Here is a 15,366-nt window from a genome sequence, read left to right as displayed (position 1 = left end):
CTACGGCGTGGCGCTCTCCAGCACCTTCGAGGCCCCCACCGGCAGGTCCCACAGGTCCGCCCGGTCGAGACCCGCCTGCTCCCAGGCCGCCCGCACCCGGGTGAGCGGCTGGAGGACCGGCTCGGCCGACAGGACGAACGTGCCCCAGTGCATCGGGGCCATACGGCGGGCGCCCAGATCGAGGGTGGCCCGCACCGCTTCCTCCGGGTCGCAGTGGACGTCGCTCAGCCACCAGCGGGGGTCGTAGGCGCCGATGGGCATCAGGGCGAGGTCGATGCCGGGGTAGCGGCGGCCGATGCGGGAGAACCAGTGGCCGTAGCCGGTGTCCCCGGCGAAGTACAGGCGCTGCCCGTCGGGCGCGGTGAGCACCCAGCCGCCCCACAGGCTGTGGCAGGTGTCGGTGAGGGTGCGCTTGGACCAGTGGTGGGCGGGGACGAAGTCGAAGCGGACGCCGGTAAGTTCGGCGCCCTCCCACCAGTCAAGCTCGGTGACCACGGTGAACCGGCGGCGCCGGAACCAGCCGCCGAGGCCGGCGGGCACGAACACCGGGGTGTCGCGCGGGAGCCGGCGCAGGGTGGGGGCGTCCAGGTGGTCGTAGTGGTTGTGGCTGATGACGACGGCGTCGACGCGGGGCAGCGCGTCCCAGGGCACGCCCACCGGGGTGACCCGGGCGGGGGTGCCGAGGATGCGGCGGGACCAGACCGGGTCGGTGAGGACGGTGAGCCCCGCGATCCGGACGATCCAGCTGGCGTGCCCCGCCCAGCTGACGGCGAGGGCGCGGGTGTCGGCGCGGGGCAGCGGGGCGGGGGCGTACGGCAGCCGGTGGACGTCGGCGAGGCCCTCGGGGCCGGGGCGTACGGCGCCCTCGCGGGCGAAGCGGGCGAGGGCCTTGAGGCCGGGCAGGGGTGCGGTGAGCCGGTCGTGGAAGGTGCGCGGCCAGACCCGGTGCTCGCCCAGGGGGCGGGGCTCGGCCAGCGGGGGGAACGGGGCCTCGGGGGCGGCGAGGGGGGCCGGCGTGCCGGGCAGGTCCGCTGCCGTGGTCGTCGTGGCCCGGCCCGGCTCATGCGTCTGCTGCGTCATCGAGGAGGCTCCCATCGCTGAGCGTCGTCGCGGAGATCGTCGAAGGCCGACCTCAAGGAGATCAACGCGCGTTGCACGTGCGGCAGTTCCAACGGCGCGGGGGAGGTGAGGGATTCCCTGCGCTCCTCGTCCGTGCCGCCCAGCAGGGGCCCGGTGGCGAGCCGTACGCGCAGCGCCCCGAGGTCGTCGCCGAAGCGGTGTCCGCCGGGCGCGGGCATGCCGAGCCGGACGGTGAGCAGGTCCTCCAGTTCCTGTGCGTCGCCGACGCCTTGGGCGGCGAGCGGTTCGCGCAGCGGCCCGAGGTCGGCGTACAGATGGCGGCCGGCCTGCGGCGGCCGGGCGAACGCACCGGCGGCGACGACCGCGGAGTGCGCGGCGGCGGCCACGCGCGCGTGCAGCCGCACGGTGGCCTCGCGGCGTTCGGCGACGGGCGGGGGCTCGTCGAGGGCGTAGCCGGCGACGGCGGCGAGCGGTGCGGGGATCCGGGCGCCGAGTGCGGTGAGGATGTCGAGCACGCGTGCGTGCAGCTGCCGTCCGCTGCCGGTGGCCGGGAAGCGGGCGACGGCGGCGGGCCAGCCGGCGGGCAGCAGGGCGCCGGCCAGGTCGGTGACGACGGTGACCTCGTCGGGCCACATCTCGGCGGGACTGAGCAGCACGGTCCCGTGCGGGTCGTGCAGGGTGTCGCGCCAGGTCTCGTCGCTGACCAGGTGCAGGCCCTCGGCGACGGCGGCCTCGACGGTCTCGTGCAGCAGCTCGGGCGGAGCGACGGCCGCGGTGGGGTCGTCGGCGACGGAGAGCACCAGCAGCCGCGGGTCCCCGCCCTCGGCGCGCACCCGGCGGACCGTCTCCAGCAGGGCGTACGGGTCGGGGACGCCGCCGCTCTCGGCAGGGGTCGGCACATGGAAGACGGGCCGGCCGAGGAGCCGGGCGTACGGTGCCCACCAGGCGGGGCAGGGCCGGGGCACGAGGACGTCGGCTCCGTCGCCGGCGAGCGCGGCGGTCAGGGCGAGCAGCAGGGCGGGGGCGCCGGGCCCCGCGGCCACCCGGTCGGGGACGCAGGGCAGTCCGCGGCGGGTCCAGTAGCCGCAGGCCGCCTCCAGCAGGGCGGGGGCGCCGCCGACGGGCTGGGCGTCGGTGCGGCCCGCCGCCGCGGCGAGCACGGCGGAGAGTTCGGGGAGCACGGGCAGGCCGTCGCCGGGCAGGGGCGGCCCGTAGCGGACGGGGCCGTGGTCCTCCCCGTGGTCCGTGCGCCGCATGTCCGCCTCCGCGCAGTCCGTGGTGCCGTCGTGCCGCCTGTCCGGGGAGTGCTCCTCGCCGTGTGCCGTCCTGCCCTCGGGAGGGTGTGTACCCGCGGGACGGCCGGACATGGGTGGTGCCGGAGTCGCCCCGATCACATCCCGGTGGATCCGCCTCCCGGGAACCGCGGGCGCCCGCACACGCGGTACACGGCGCCCGCGCAGGCGGCGGCGATGAGGACGCCGCCTGCGACGAGTGCCGGGACCGAGTCGCTGAAGGTGCCGCCCTGACCCGCTTCCACCCCGTGCTGGAGGCCGGCCGGCTCGCAGCCGCCGTCGTCGTGGGACGCGCGGCAGGTGTCGTCACCCTGGCAGGAAGCGCCACGGGACTCCCCGCACCACTGCCCGTCCCGCCCGCCGCCGTCCTGCGCGCCGCTGTCCCGCCCGCCGCCGACCTGCCCGCCGGCATCCTGCCCCGCGTTCTCCCGCCCGCCGCCGTCCTGCCCGCCGCTGTCGCGTCCGGCACCGACCTGCCCGCCCGCGTCCTGCCCCGCGCTCTCCCGCCCGCCCGCGTCCGGCTCGCCGCCGACCTGACCGCCGCCGACCTGCCCGCCGCCGATCCCACCGCCGCCGTCACCTCCGGCGATGCCACCGACAGGGGCGTCACCCGCGGGGACGTCACCCGCGGGGACGTTCTGCCCGGCGGCGTCCGGCGCGGCACCGGCCTGCCCGCCCTCGGGGACGAGGGAGGGGACGCTCCAGGGCACCGCCGGTGTGCCGGGGGCGGCGGGGTCCGCCGAGGCGGCCCCGTCGGCGGTCAGGCCCGGGACGGCGGGGTCTGCGGAGACGGCGGGATCTGCGGAGACGGAAGGGCCGGCACAGGCGGTGGGCCCGGTGAGGGCGAGCACGGCACCGGCGGCGAAGGCGACGGTCAGGGCGCGGGCGGTGCGGCGCATGGGAGGGGCTCCTCGGCGGACTGCGGCGGGGGCGGTCGGACGGCCGTACACCGGCGCACCGGTACGACGGCGGCGCCGTGCGGCGTCCGGGTACGGGGGGCACGGCTCGTGCCCTCGCTGCCATGACAGCCCGCGCGGGGCCGTACCGCGCGCGGCCGGGGCCCATTCGCGGGACGCGCGGGGCCAGGCGGGTGACCGTACCGGGGACATGACGGAGGGGGCCGGGGAACCGGTGTCGGACGGGCGGCACCGGGTACGCGGAGCGGACGGCAACCCTGGAGGGAGACATGCAGCGAGGCAACGACCGGCTGAGCGTCCACCGGGACGAGGAGATGAAGCATGAGCTGAGGAACCAGCTGCGGTCCGGGCATCCGACGCGCGCCGACGAGTGGCACGACCCGGAGCCCGCGGCCGACGACGACCCGGAGGTCTGGAGCGGACCGGTCGGCGGACTGGGTTCCCCGGCGTCGCTGGAGCGGAACCGGCTCGAGCTGGCCCGGCACCTGGGCCGGCACGCGTTCCCCGCGAAGCCGGGCGAGCTGGCCCGGGCGCTGCGCCGCAGCAACGCGCCGGGCGGGCTGGTCGACGCGGTGGCCGGGCTGCGGCACGGGGAACGGTACGAGAACGTCCAGCAGCTGGCGAAGGCGCTGTCGGGCGGCGCCTGAGCCGGGACCGGACGGCGCGGACGGGCGCCCCTCGCCGGTCCGCGCGCCGCAGTGGGACTCCGCGGGGCCCCTCAGGGCCTCGCGGCGGGAAAGGAAGCCGAGATCATGCGTATCGCGTTTCTCATGGCGCCGGAGGGCGTCGAGCAGGTCGAGCTGACCGAGCCGTGGCAGGCGGCGAAGCGGGCCGGGCACGAGCCGGTGCTGGTGTCGACCGACTCCGGCAAGATCCAGGCGTTCAACCATCTGGACAAGGCGGACACGTTCCCCGTGGACGAGGTGGTGGGCGAGACGTCGGCCGGTTCCTTCGGCGCTCTCGTGCTGCCGGGCGGCGTCGCCAACCCCGACTTCCTGCGGACGGACGAGAAGGCCGTCGCCTTCGTGAAGGACTTCTTCGCCGAGGGCCGGCCGGTCGCCGCGATCTGCCACGCGCCGTGGACGCTGGTGGAGGCGGACGTCGTACGCGGCCGGGTGCTGACCTCCTGGCCGAGTCTGCGCACGGACATCCGCAACGCCGGCGGCACCTGGGTGGACGAGCGGGTGAAGATCTGCGAGCAGGGGTCGAGCCCGCTGGTGACCAGCCGCAATCCGGACGATCTGCCGGCGTTCTGCGACGCGTTCCTGCACGTGTTCGCGGGAGCGGCCGGCTGACCACCGCCGGCGCTCAGGTGCCGGGCGTGCCCGGAGCCGCCGTCTCGCCGCAGCCGCGCTCGCGGGCACCCTCGCGGGTGCGGCCGGCGCTGACCAGGCGGCGGGGGTTGCGGCGCAGGTACTCGCCCTCCAGCTGGGCCATGCGCTCGTTGTGGGCCCGCAGTGCGTCGTTCGAGCCGTACAGGAGGGTGTCGTGGCGCGTGCGGTGGATCGTCTCCAGCTCCTTCATGAGCTGCTGGTCGTCCAGCCGGCTGGGGTCGACTCCGGTCATGGTGGCACCCCGCTCGTCGTGTCCGTCACGGTCCTGAGTCCACTGTACGAACATCCGGTCTGCCGGGCCTCCGCATGCGGAGGCCCGGCAGACCGGTGCGCGGGTCCGGGCTAGCGGGCCCGCTCGACCCGCCGTTCGTCCCAGACGGGTTCCGGGGTCTCGCGGACCCGGCCGTCGCTGCCGAAGACCAGGTGGCGGTCGAAGGAACGGGCGAACCAGCGGTCGTGGGTGACCGCGAGGACCGTGCCCTCGAAGGCCTCCAGGCCCTCCTGGAGCGCCTCGGCCGACTCCAGGTCGAGGTTGTCGGTGGGCTCGTCCAGGAGCAGCGCGGTGGCGCCGGCCAGCTCCAGCAGCAGGATCTGGAAACGGGCCTGCTGCCCGCCGGAGAGCCGGTCGAAGGTCTGTTCGGCCTGTTGGGTTAGCTCGTAGCGGCGCAGCCGGGACATGGCGGCGCCCCGGTCCTGGGCGTGCTCCTTCCACAGGATGTCGAGGAGGGTGCGGCCCTGGAGTTCGGGGTGGGCGTGGGTCTGCGCGAAGTGGCCGGGTACGACCCGGGCGCCCAGTTTCCACTGCCCCGTGTGCGCGACCTCCTCGCCGGCCAGCAGCCTCAGGAAGTGGGACTTGCCCGAGCCGTTGGAGCCGAGGACGGCGACCCGTTCGCCGTAGAACACCTCCAGGTCGAACGGCCGCATCAGCCCGGTCAGTTCCAGTCCCGCGCAGGTGACGGCGCGGATGCCGGTACGGCCGCCCTTCAGGCGCATCGTGATGTCCTGCTCGCGCGGGGGCTCGGGCGGCGGGCCCGCCTCCTCGAACTTGCGCAGGCGGGTCTGCGCCGCCTGGTAGCGGGAGGCCATCTCGTGGCTGACGGAGGCGGCCTGGCGCAGGTTCAGGACGAGCTTCTTCAGCTGGGCGTGCTTCTCGTCCCAGCGGCGGCGCAGCTCCTCGAACCGGGCGAAGCGTTCGCGGCGGGCCTCGTGGTAGGTGGCGAAGCCGCCGCCGTGCACCCAGGCGTCGGCGCCGGCCGGGCCCGGTTCGACGGAGACGATCTTCTCGGCGGCGCGGGCGAGGAGTTCCCGGTCGTGGGAGACGAACAGGACCGTCTTGCGGGTCTCCTTGAGCCGCTCCTCCAGCCATCGCTTGCCGGGCACGTCGAGGTAGTTGTCCGGCTCGTCCAGCAGCAGCACCTCGTCGGTGCCGCGCAGCAGCGCCTCCAGCACGAGCCGCTTCTGCTCGCCGCCGGAGAGGGTGCGCACCTGACGCCACTGGGCGCGCTCGTAGGGGACCCCGAGCGCGGCGGTGGTGCACATGTCCCACAGGGTCTCGGCCTCGTAGCCGCGCGCCTCGGCCCAGTCGGCGAGGGCCTGCGCGTACTGCAGCTGGGCCGCCTCGTCGTCGACCGTCATGAGGGCGTGCTCGGCCGCGTCGACCGCCCGCGCCGCCTCGCGGATACGGGGCGGGGCGACGGAGACGAGCAGGTCCCGCACGGTCGTCTCGTCCCGTACGGAGCCGACGAACTGGCGCATCACGCCGAGGCCGCCGCTGACGGTGACGGTGCCGCCGTGCGGCTTCAGCTCGCCGGAGATCAGCCGCAGGAGCGTGGTCTTGCCGGCGCCGTTCGGGCCGACCAGCGCGACGACGGCGCCCTCCCCCACCCGGAAGGACACATCGCCGAGCAGCGCCCTCCCGTCGGGCAGGTAGTACTCCAGGTGCGCGGCTTCCAGATGTCCCATGGGCACGCATTCTCCGTGCCGCCCCGCGCCCGGGGCAAACGCATATCCGCAGGTGCCCCGGCACGGGGCCGGTGTCAGGCGCCGCCCCGGTCAGCCGACGGAGTCCAGCGCCTCCCCGGTGGGGCCGCCCTCGCCGGCCGGTTCCACCACGGCCCCCTCCCAGGACAGCGCCTTCCAGCCGTCGGACGGGGAGCCCTCCAGGATCACCACGCCGGTGTTCTCCAGCGGGCGGGCCGCGGCGAAGGCGACGTCGACGTTGTCGGCGCGGGCGGCGGTCCAGACCCGGATCGCCGCGCCGTGGCTGACCATGGCGACGCACCGGGCACCGCTCGCCGCGGCCTCGGCGACCACGGCGTCGTACCGGCCGAGGGCCTCCTCGCCGCTCTCCCCGCCGGGCATGCGCAGCGCGGTGTCCCCGGTCGCCCATGCGAACGCCGTGCGCATGTACCGCTCGGCCTCCGGGGTGTGCCCGGGCAGCATCTCCAGGTCGCCGGCGGCCAGCTCGCGGATGCCGTCGCGGACGGTCACGTCCAGGCCGCGGGCGGCGGCCAGCGGGGCGGCCGTGAGCTGGGTGCGGATCAGGGTGGAGGCGTAGAGGGCCTCGATGTCCTCGCCGGCGAGCGCGGCGGGCAGGGCGGCGGCCTGTGCCTCGCCGAGCGGGGTGAGCCCGGGGCCCGGCACGGCGGTGTCCAGCAGATGGCGCAGGTTGGACGGCGTCTGGCCGTGGCGGACGAGGAGCAGGCGCATCCGGGGGTTCTCCTCTCGCGCCGGGCGGGCGGCCGGCGCACGGTACACAAGAAACGGGCACTTCAGGGTAACCGCCCCCCATGAGCCAAGACCTGGACCTGACCCCCCTCCAGAGCGGCCGAAGCGCGGTGCGCCGGCTGCTCGACCTCGACGCCGGCGTGTTCGAGGCGGCCGCCTCCTGGCGCTGGCCCGGAGCCGAGCGGGTGCTGCCCCGGCTGAGCCGGGGCGCGAACCACGGGGTGCTGTGGTTCGCCGCCGCCGCCGGGATCGCCGCGAGCCGTACGCCCCGGGCCCGCCGGGCCGCGGTGCGGGGGCTGGCCTCCCTCGGCCTGGCCTCGCTGACGATCAACACGATCGGCAAGCGCTCCGTGCGCCGGGCGCGGCCGCTGCTGGACCAGGTACCACGGGTGCGGCAGCTGAAGCGGCAGCCGATCACCACCTCGTTCCCGTCCGGGCACGCCGCGTCGGCCGCCGCGTTCGCCGCCGGGGTGGCCCTGGAGTCCCCGGCGTGGGGTGCGGCGGTGGCACCGGTGGCGGCCTCGGTGGCTGCCTCGCGGGTGTACACCGGGGTGCACTTCCCGAGCGATGTGCTGGCAGGGGCGGCGCTCGGTGTCGGGGCGGCCTTTCTGATCCGGCGCCTGGTGCCCACCCGGGCGCAGCTGCGGGGCCCCGTGCGGCCGTGCGCCGAGGTGCCGGCGCTGCCCGAGGGCGAGGGTCTGGTGATGGTCGCCAACCAGGGATCGGGCACCGCGGACCGGGTGCGGGCGCTGCGGGCCGCGCTGCCGGCGGCGGAGATCGTCGAGTGCGCGCCGGAGGAGGTCGCGGAGGCACTGGAGAAGGCGGCGGCGCGGGCACGGGTGCTCGGGGTGTGCGGCGGCGACGGCACCGTGAACGCGGCCGCCGGGGTGGCCCTGCGCCACGGGGTGCCGCTCGCGGTGCTGCCCGGCGGCACCCTCAACCACTTCGCCTACGACCTGGGCGTGGAGGACGAGCGCGCGCTGGCCCGGGCGGTCCGGCACGGCGAGGCGGTCCAGGTGGACACGGGCCGCTTCGTCACGGCGGACGGCGAGGGGCTGTTCCTGAACACGCTGAGCCTGGGCGTCTACCCGGAGCTGGTGCGCCGGCGGGAGCGCTGGTCGCCCCGGATCGGCGGCTGGCCGGCCGGGGTGCTCGGCGCGCTGCGTGTGCTGCGCGCCGACCGGCATCCGCTGGAGGTGCAGCTGGGCGGTGAACGGCGGCCGCTGTGGCTGCTGTTCGTGGGCAGCGGTGTCTACCACCGCATGGGTCTCTCTCCCGGCCGCCGTAAGGATCTGGCGGACGGCCTGCTGGACGTGCGGGTCGTGCACGGCAGCCGCCGGCCGGCGCTGCGGCTGCTGGCAGCGGCGGCGGCCGGTCCGCTGACCCGCTCCCCCGCGCACTCGGCGGTCCAGGTGAAGCGGCTGCGGCTGACCGGCCTGGCGCCGGGCACCCCGCTGGCGTACGACGGCGAGGTCACGGCGGTGTCGGGCGAAGTCACGCTGGAGAAGCTGCCGCGGGCCCTGACGGTCTACTGCCCGATGCCGAGCACACCCTGACGGGCCGTCGACTCAGGAACTGACACGCCATCAGTCCACATCTCGAAATCGGGGTCTCATCATTCGGCATGCGCGCGTACCTTTGAGCCGTACCGGCGGACGGGTCCGGCCGGTCCGCCGACGAGGGTGAAGGGGTACCGCCATGCCGAAAGCGCAGGAGACCGCCGTCTACACGCACGGGCACCACGAGTCGGTGCTGCGCTCGCACACCTGGCGGACCGCGGCCAACTCCGCGGCCTATCTGCTCGGCGCGCTCAAGCCCCACATGAAGATCCTGGACATCGGCTGCGGTCCCGGGACCATCACCGCCGATCTGGCCGCGCTGGTCCCCGACGGCCGGGTCACCGGCGTCGACCGGGCGCCCGGCATCCTGGAGCGGGCCCGGGCCACGGCCGCCGAGCGCGGTCTGGCCAACATCGACTTCGCGGTGGCCGACGTCCACGCGCTGGACTACCCGGACGACACCTTCTGCGTGGTCCACGCCCACCAGGTGCTCCAGCACGTGGGCGACCCGGTGCGGGCGCTGCGCGAGATGCGCCGGGTGACGAGACCGGGCGGCCTCATCGCCGTACGGGACGCGGACTACGCGGCGATGACCTGGTATCCGGCGGTGCCCGGCCTGGCGGACTGGCTCGACCTGTACGAACGGGTGGCCCGCGCCAACGGCGGCGAACCCGACGCCGGGCGCCGGCTGACGGCGTGGGCGCGGGCCGCGGGGCTCCGGGACATCACGGCCACCTCCAGCACCTGGACGTTCGCCACGCCCGAGGAGCGGGCCTGGTGGAGCGGCCTGTGGGCGGACCGCACGCTCGCCTCCGCCTACGCAGGCCGCGCCGCGGAAGGCGGGCACGCGACGGCGGAGCAGCTGGCGGCGGTGGCGCGGGCGTGGCGGGAGTGGGGCGGGCAGGAGGACGGCTGGTTCGCGGTCCTGCACGGCGAGATCCTGTGCCGCAAGGAGTCCTGATCCGCGCCCGGCGTCACTGACGGGGCAGCAGCGGTCCGAGCGGCCCGAGGTCCAGATTCAGGTCCTCGGGCCGCAGGCCGTACCGGTCCCGCAGCTCGGCCATCCGGTCCTCCAGCAGCATCAGGGTGAGCCCGATCCGCTCCTCCTGCTCCTCGGTCAGCTCTCCGGTGTCGAAGCGGCGCACGGCCTGCCGCTCCATGAGCTGGCGCAGCAGCTCCACCACGGTGAGGACGAGCTTCACCAGGTCCCGCTCGACGGTGTCGGGTTCGAGGTCGAGCCGTTTGCGCGGTCCGGGGGAGGTCATCACAGCTCCTCGAAGGGGGAACGGACCTGCTCGTTCACGGAGCTGATCAGGGCGTTCAGGTCGATGCGCACCAGGTCGACGTCCGCGATGCGCAGCGTGAGGTCGCCTGTGATCACCACGCCGCCCGCCAGCAGCCGGTCGAGGAGATCGACCAGCGCGATCTCACGGCGTTCCACGACGGTCACCGTCGGACCCTCCTCATGATTCCTCTCCGGTGAACGAGTAGGCGGCCCACGGACCGGTGAGTTCCACGCGGATCCCCGGCTCCTCGTCCTTCGTACGGTCGACCAGTTCCACGAACTCCTCGGAATGCCGCCGGGGCACCAGGTAGGCCGCGTTCAGGACGTTCTGCCCCGGGACCGCGGAGAGTGCGGAGTTCTGGGGGGCGTGGATCCGGACGTCCTCCGCGTGCCCGACGAGCCGCTCGTGCAGGGACCGCGCGAACCGCTCCGCCCGCTGCCACCTGTCCTCCTGCCCCCGGCTGTGCTCACGCCGCCGACGCAGATAGTCACGCCCGCTGACCTGCCCGGACGCGACGGGGACGGCCTCGGCGGGTTCCGGTTCCGGCTCCAGGTAGACCTTCACGCCCCACTCCACCCGGCCCTCGAGCCGGTCGAGAATGCGCCGGAAGTCGTCCTCCCGGGCCTCGATCATCGCCCGGACACCGCTGTTGTCGTGGAAGACCGTCGCGAGCCGCAACGGCAGCGGGGTGGTGACCGTGCTGAGCGCGTCGACCACGCCCTGGTGGGCTCGGGCGGTCGCGGCCAGCCAGTCCAGGTCCTCCAGGTGGGCCTTCAGCGCCTCCTCGGAGAAGTGGGCCTCCGGCACCGTACTGACCACGGCGACCAGCCCGTGGTGGTGCAGCACCCCGGGCGGGGCGCCCCCGACGCCGGCGAGCTGGGACTGCAGGGGCAGCTCGAAGGGACGGCAGACGGCGTACACGTACCGCAGTCCGGTCATGGGGCCTCCTTCGGGGTGCGGCGACCGCCCTCCAGCTCCTCCAGCCGGGCGAGGCGTTCTCTCAGCTCGGCGTTCTCCCGCGTCAGCTCGTCCCGCCGCGCCTTGGAGGAGAGCGCCGGGTCCGTCTCCCACCAGTCGATACCCATCTCCTTGGCCTTGTCGACCGAGGCGACGATGAGCCGCAGCTTGACGGTGACGAGTTCGATGTCGAGCAGGTTGATCCTGATATCGCCGGCGATGACGATACCTTTATCGAGCACGCGTTCGAGGATGTCGGCCAGGTTCGCCCCCGACCCCTGTCCATAGGGCTCGGGAAAGCGACTGGGCATCGTCATCGACGGCTCCCGCGCCCGGCGTACTCGGGTTCCTCTTCCTCTTCCTCTTCTTCCTCCTCGTACTCGCCCTCGGGCTGCTCCTCCTCGTACTCACCCTCGGGTTCCTCTTCGTCCTCGTACTCGTCCGCCGGCTCCTGGCCCTCCTCGTCCTCGTCCTCCTCTTCCTCCTCGTCCTCGTAGGAGCCCTCTTCCGCGGCCTCGCCCTCGGGGGCTTCGCCCTCTTCTTCCCCTTCTTCCTCGTCCTCGTACTCGCCCTCGACGTCCTGATCCTGGTCCTGCTCCTGCTCCTCCTCCTCGGCGGCGACGGCGTCCTCATGGCTGCGGACCACCTCGCCGTCGCGGATCTCACCGCGCCAGGCGTCCTCGGCCTCGCCCTTGATGGTGATGAAGCGGGCGAAGTGCTTCAGGTCCAGCCTCGCCCTGCGGCCCTGTGCGCGCCAGATGTTGCCGGTCTTCTCGAAGAGGCCGGTCGGGTAGTACTCGATGACCAGCAGGACCCGGGTGAGGTTCTCCTCAAGCCGGTGGAAGGAGACGACACCTTTCGTGGTGCCCTTCGCGCCTTCCGACGTCCACTGGATGCGGTAGTCGGGGATCTGCTCGGTCGTCTGGGCCTTCCAGCTCCGGGTGGACCAGAAGATCTTCGCCTGCCAGTCGGAGTGGGTGTCGTCGGCCCGGTTCGCGCTCTTGACGCCCTTGGCGAAGCTGCTGAAGCTCTGGTACTGGGTCCACTGGTCGTAGGCGGTGCGCAGCGGCACGCCGACGTCGACGGATTCCATGATGACGGTCGGCTTCTTGCCCGCCCCGCCCTTCTTGCCCTTGCCACCCCCGAGGCCTCTGACAGCGTCCATCACGTTCTCCTTGGCACGCGAGGCACCCAGCTCCAGAGCCGAGCGCAACGGCCCCTTGCCCTCGGCGAGCTTGCGCCCGCCGTCGAGGGCCAGCTTGGCGAAACCCGGGCTGTTGCCGTCGGCTATGTCGTTGAGCTTGAGCGTGGTCTGGCCCAGCTTGCGCCCCAGGCCGGTGAGCATCTTCGTGGCCTGCGCGGCCAGGAACTCCTGGGCCTCCGCCTTCAGCCGGTCGGCGGCCTCGCTCTGGGCCAGCCCGGCGAGCGGACCGCCCTGGGCCGTGTCCTTGGCCTTGCCCGCCACCGAGGTGGCTGATCCGCGGGAATCGGTCATCGGTCATCGCCGCCCTTCGACTGCCGCACAGCGGCGTTCCGGGTCGCTCCGCCCGTCGCGGCCGTCTTCTTCGCGGCCGTCTTGCGGGCCGTGCCCGTCTTCTTGGCCGCCGCCTTCTTGGCGGGGGCCGTCTTGCCGGCGGCGGCCTTCTTGGCCGGAGCCGACTTCTTGCCGGCCGTCCTCTCGGCCGGCCTACCCGTACGGCGGGGCTCGTCCCCGCGGCTCGCCCGGCCGTCGCGCCCACGCCGGTCCTCCCGGTCGCCGCCGCGCTTCCGGCCGCCCTCGTCCTGCCGGCCGCCGTCGTCCTCCTGGCCGCCCTCGTCCTCGCGGCCGCCGTCCTCCTCCTGCTCGGCGGAGTCCTCGTAGGCGTCCTCGTCGTCCTTCTCGTCCCCCGCCCCGGAGACCTCGTCGCGCACCTGGGCGGTGCGGCTGTGCAGCCGGTCGGCGAGCGCGTTCATCTGGCGCTCGACCATCGCACCGCTCGCGGCCTTGCCGACGCCCCGCAGATCCTGGCGCAGCTGATCCTGGATCTCCTTGAACTGCGGGTTGTTCTTCAGCTGCTGGTTCACCACGTCCGCGATCATCTTCGGACTGAGGTTGAGCTTCTTGCCCGCCACCAGCGAGCCGATCGCGAGCGCCATCTTCAGCTTCTTCGTACGCCCGAGCAGATATCCGGCCCCTATGGCGAGGCCCATTGCCGTTCGGTTCATCGTCCCGTCCCGTTGCCTGTGGTGTCGCCGGAGCGCAGGGCCGTCTCCAGCCGGTCGAGCAGTTCGTCTTCGCGCTGGTCGAACTCCTCCTCGGTGATCTCGCCCGCCTCAAGCTGCTCTTCGAGGCGGGCGAGCTCGGCCCGTACGGTGGCGGGGTCGTAGTAGATCCGTTCCGCCTCGCGGAGCACCTGTCTGATCGCCCACGCGCTGCCGCGCACCGGCGCGAACGGCAGCATCAGCACTTCGCCGATCAGTCCCACGGGGTCCTCCTTCCGTTCGGGCCGGGAGCGCTACTGCGTTCCGGCGTCCATGCCGGCCGTACTGCCCGCGGGCTCGGCGGGGCCGGGCTCGATGAAGCTGTACGGCGGCAGCGGCCCGTTGATCCGCAGCTCAAGATGGGCGTGGCTCTTGCGGACCTGCTCGACGGCGGCGATGAAGCGGTCCGCCGAGTCCCGGGCGACCAGGAACGACAGGTTCACCAGCCAGCCGGTGGATTCGGGGCCCACGCTGACCGCGGCGGCGGCCGGCTCCAGGAGGTTCCGCACCTCGACGGCGTCCTCCGCCTCCCTCGCCTGGACGGCGGCGGCGACCATCTCGCCGAGACGGATCTTGTCGTCGTAGGCGCCTCCGCCCGAGCGGCGGTTGGCCTCGGCCAGGGAGCGCACCTGGGCGTTCTCGGCCATCACGAGATGCAGCACGGCCTCTTCGACATGGGTGGCCTTGACGTTGTACTCGACCTTGCCGTCGAGCTCCCGCAGCCGCTCCAGATAGTGCTCCGAGCGGTCGGCGAGCACCTGGGCGACGGCCTCGTCGTCGGTGGCCACGCTGCCGAAGCGCATCGGCAGCACACAGCCGGCCGCGCCGGTCTCGGCCAGCACGTTCTGGTGCGCGAGCAGGTCCCTGCGCTTGGGACGCAGATCCTCCGGGGCGTCACTGACGACGGCGGTCAGCTCACCGGCCGTGAGGACGCGCACCTCGCGGGCGGGCTCGCCCACACCGGTCATGCCCTCGGGAGGTCCCGGGTGGGAGCGGGCGGTGATGCCGTAGACGTAGGTGCTCACTCCTGCTCCTCCTTCCGACGCGCCGGAGCCTTGCGGCGGGGCCGGGACTCGGGCTGTCCTTCCTCACGGGCCTGGTTGAAGGCTTCGGATATGGTCTGGGCCGCCCCGGACAGGGCGCCCTTGGACTTGCCGCGGGCACCGGACTCGGTGACCTCGCCGACGATCTCGGGCAGACCGGGGTCCTTGTGCGGGCCGGATTCCAGGTCGAGGCGGTTGCACGCCTCGGCGAAGCGCAGGTAGGTGTCGACGCTGGCCACGACGACCCGGACGTCGATCTTCAGGATCTCGATGCCGACCAGGGAGACGCGCACGAAGGCGTCGATCACGAGTCCCCTGTCCAGGACCAGCTCTAGTACGTCGTAGAGGCCGCTGCTGCCCCCTCCGCCTCCGGTCTGCTGTGCCGGAACTACAGTCATACTGGCGATTCCTCCTCATGCGTGGTCGGGTGCACGGCCCGCGCGGGCGGGCCCGGGCGGCGGCTCAGCGGCCCCCGCGTCCTTCGGCTCTCCCCCGTTCGTACCGGCGGACCTTGCGATAGCCGGTCAACTGCCCCTCCAGATCCAGCTCCACCTGGTAGCTGGCCATCAGGCTCATCGTGTCGGGCACCCTCTCCAGTTCGAGGACCTCGACCTCCAGCGCCCAGCCGTCCCGCGTCTGCTCGAAGGAGGAAACCGACTCGGGCGTGAGTCCGATGAGTTCCGCGAGTTGGGCGCGCGCCTGGCGCAGCACCTCCATGGGGCTCGCACGCCGGGTCTCCGCCGCGTGCCCGTGGGTGTCGTGCTGTGTCTCGGGGTCCTCACGCGCCCCTCGTGACCCACTGGAGTTCTGTGTTTCTCGTGAGTTATGTGATTGCGATGTGTCTTTTGCGTTCGACATGGCCACCTCTCTCTGCGGGTGGCCGCCACATCCTTGGCCAAACCTCGCCGGGCCAACGCCTCTGCTCGACGA

At 73.7% G+C, this 15,366-nt stretch carries 20 protein-coding genes; 4 read left to right on the top strand and 16 right to left on the bottom strand.

What is annotated here, in order from left to right:
* The 3 genes from ACF073_RS07970 to ACF073_RS07960 form a co-directional block, all read right to left on the bottom strand.
* On the bottom strand, positions 1-1,080 hold the full coding sequence (locus ACF073_RS07970; RefSeq protein WP_392067587.1) for an MBL fold metallo-hydrolase: 1,080 nt from the start codon (positions 1,078-1,080) through the stop codon (positions 1-3).
* Positions 1,077-2,336, bottom strand: a complete 1,260-nt coding sequence (locus ACF073_RS07965; RefSeq protein WP_392067586.1) for an aminotransferase class I/II-fold pyridoxal phosphate-dependent enzyme — start codon at positions 2,334-2,336, stop codon at positions 1,077-1,079. The genes ACF073_RS07970 and ACF073_RS07965 overlap by 4 nt, the downstream gene beginning before the upstream one ends.
* 134 nt (positions 2,337-2,470) lie before the next feature.
* Positions 2,471-3,271, bottom strand: a complete 801-nt coding sequence (locus ACF073_RS07960) for a hypothetical protein (protein ID WP_392067585.1) — start codon at positions 3,269-3,271, stop codon at positions 2,471-2,473.
* A 287-nt stretch (positions 3,272-3,558) separates the two neighbouring features.
* Between ACF073_RS07960 and ACF073_RS07955 the strand changes: the two genes are divergently transcribed.
* Together ACF073_RS07955 and ACF073_RS07950 are read left to right on the top strand one after the other, a co-directional pair.
* Positions 3,559-3,936, top strand: coding sequence for a DUF2795 domain-containing protein (locus ACF073_RS07955; RefSeq protein WP_392067583.1), 378 nt, complete (start codon positions 3,559-3,561; stop codon positions 3,934-3,936).
* Positions 3,937-4,041: 105 nt separating this feature from the next.
* Positions 4,042-4,584: a type 1 glutamine amidotransferase domain-containing protein gene (locus tag ACF073_RS07950; RefSeq protein ID WP_392067582.1), complete on the top strand. Its 543-nt coding sequence runs from the start codon at positions 4,042-4,044 to the stop codon at positions 4,582-4,584.
* A 13-nt stretch (positions 4,585-4,597) separates the two neighbouring features.
* Here ACF073_RS07950 and ACF073_RS07945 read toward each other — a convergent pair whose 3' ends face one another.
* From ACF073_RS07945 to ACF073_RS07935, 3 genes are all read right to left on the bottom strand, one after another.
* Positions 4,598-4,909 carry a DUF6158 family protein gene (locus ACF073_RS07945; RefSeq protein WP_392067581.1) on the bottom strand — a complete coding sequence of 104 codons (312 nt, stop codon included), beginning with the start codon at positions 4,907-4,909 and terminating at the stop codon, positions 4,598-4,600.
* 56 nt (positions 4,910-4,965) lie between these two features.
* Entirely contained in the window at positions 4,966-6,585 is a 1,620-nt protein-coding gene (locus tag ACF073_RS07940; protein ID WP_392067580.1) for an ABC-F family ATP-binding cassette domain-containing protein, read from the bottom strand.
* A 90-nt stretch (positions 6,586-6,675) separates the two neighbouring features.
* Positions 6,676-7,332 carry a histidine phosphatase family protein gene (locus ACF073_RS07935; protein WP_392067579.1) on the bottom strand — a complete coding sequence of 219 codons (657 nt, stop codon included), beginning with the start codon at positions 7,330-7,332 and terminating at the stop codon, positions 6,676-6,678.
* Positions 7,333-7,412: 80 nt separating this feature from the next.
* On the opposite strand from ACF073_RS07935, the gene ACF073_RS07930 reads away from it, so the two are divergent.
* A complete protein-coding gene (locus ACF073_RS07930; RefSeq protein ID WP_392067578.1) occupies positions 7,413-8,906 on the top strand; it encodes a bifunctional phosphatase PAP2/diacylglycerol kinase family protein in 1,494 nt (497 codons plus the stop codon).
* A gap of 142 nt (positions 8,907-9,048) precedes the next feature.
* Positions 9,049-9,870 (top strand): class I SAM-dependent methyltransferase, encoded by an 822-nt coding sequence (locus ACF073_RS07925; protein WP_392067576.1) that lies wholly within the window; start codon positions 9,049-9,051, stop codon positions 9,868-9,870.
* Between the two features lie 13 nt (positions 9,871-9,883).
* Here the strand turns inward: ACF073_RS07925 and ACF073_RS07920 are convergent, their stop codons facing one another.
* The 10 genes from ACF073_RS07920 to ACF073_RS07875 all read right to left on the bottom strand — a co-directional run bounded on the left by ACF073_RS07920 (position 9,884) and on the right by ACF073_RS07875 (position 15,294).
* On the bottom strand, positions 9,884-10,174 hold the full coding sequence (locus tag ACF073_RS07920) for a gas vesicle protein K (protein ID WP_392067575.1): 291 nt from the start codon (positions 10,172-10,174) through the stop codon (positions 9,884-9,886).
* Positions 10,174-10,359 carry a gas vesicle protein gene (locus ACF073_RS07915; protein WP_392067574.1) on the bottom strand — a complete coding sequence of 62 codons (186 nt, stop codon included), beginning with the start codon at positions 10,357-10,359 and terminating at the stop codon, positions 10,174-10,176. The genes ACF073_RS07920 and ACF073_RS07915 overlap by 1 nt, the downstream gene beginning before the upstream one ends.
* A gap of 13 nt (positions 10,360-10,372) precedes the next feature.
* Positions 10,373-11,134: a GvpL/GvpF family gas vesicle protein gene (locus ACF073_RS07910; protein WP_392067572.1), complete on the bottom strand. Its 762-nt coding sequence runs from the start codon at positions 11,132-11,134 to the stop codon at positions 10,373-10,375.
* Positions 11,131-11,469, bottom strand: coding sequence for a gas vesicle protein (locus ACF073_RS07905; RefSeq protein ID WP_392067571.1), 339 nt, complete (start codon positions 11,467-11,469; stop codon positions 11,131-11,133). The genes ACF073_RS07910 and ACF073_RS07905 overlap by 4 nt, the downstream gene beginning before the upstream one ends.
* Entirely contained in the window at positions 11,466-12,647 is a 1,182-nt protein-coding gene (locus ACF073_RS07900; RefSeq protein ID WP_392067570.1) for an SRPBCC family protein, read from the bottom strand. The genes ACF073_RS07905 and ACF073_RS07900 overlap by 4 nt, the downstream gene beginning before the upstream one ends.
* Positions 12,644-13,357 carry a DNA primase gene (locus ACF073_RS07895; RefSeq protein WP_392067568.1) on the bottom strand — a complete coding sequence of 238 codons (714 nt, stop codon included), beginning with the start codon at positions 13,355-13,357 and terminating at the stop codon, positions 12,644-12,646. The genes ACF073_RS07900 and ACF073_RS07895 overlap by 4 nt, the downstream gene beginning before the upstream one ends.
* The gene (locus ACF073_RS07890) at positions 13,354-13,617 is read right to left on the bottom strand and encodes a gas vesicle protein GvpG (RefSeq protein ID WP_392067567.1); all 264 of its coding nucleotides are present in this window, start codon (positions 13,615-13,617) and stop codon (positions 13,354-13,356) included. The genes ACF073_RS07895 and ACF073_RS07890 overlap by 4 nt, the downstream gene beginning before the upstream one ends.
* A gap of 30 nt (positions 13,618-13,647) precedes the next feature.
* Positions 13,648-14,418: a GvpL/GvpF family gas vesicle protein gene (locus ACF073_RS07885; RefSeq protein ID WP_392067566.1), complete on the bottom strand. Its 771-nt coding sequence runs from the start codon at positions 14,416-14,418 to the stop codon at positions 13,648-13,650.
* Positions 14,415-14,834: a gas vesicle structural protein GvpA gene (locus tag ACF073_RS07880; protein WP_392067564.1), complete on the bottom strand. Its 420-nt coding sequence runs from the start codon at positions 14,832-14,834 to the stop codon at positions 14,415-14,417. Before ACF073_RS07880 ends, ACF073_RS07885 begins: the two co-directional genes overlap by 4 nt.
* Positions 14,835-14,898: 64 nt before the next feature.
* Positions 14,899-15,294: a gas vesicle protein gene (locus ACF073_RS07875; RefSeq protein ID WP_392067563.1), complete on the bottom strand. Its 396-nt coding sequence runs from the start codon at positions 15,292-15,294 to the stop codon at positions 14,899-14,901.
* Positions 15,295-15,366 lie beyond the last annotated feature (72 nt).

It is taken from the genome of Streptomyces sp. NPDC015171, assembly GCF_043079545.1.
GTDB lineage: Bacteria > Actinomycetota > Actinomycetes > Streptomycetales > Streptomycetaceae > Streptomyces.
The sequence above is the reverse complement of the archived record's forward strand: the minus strand, read 5'-3'. Positions and strand labels throughout refer to the sequence as shown.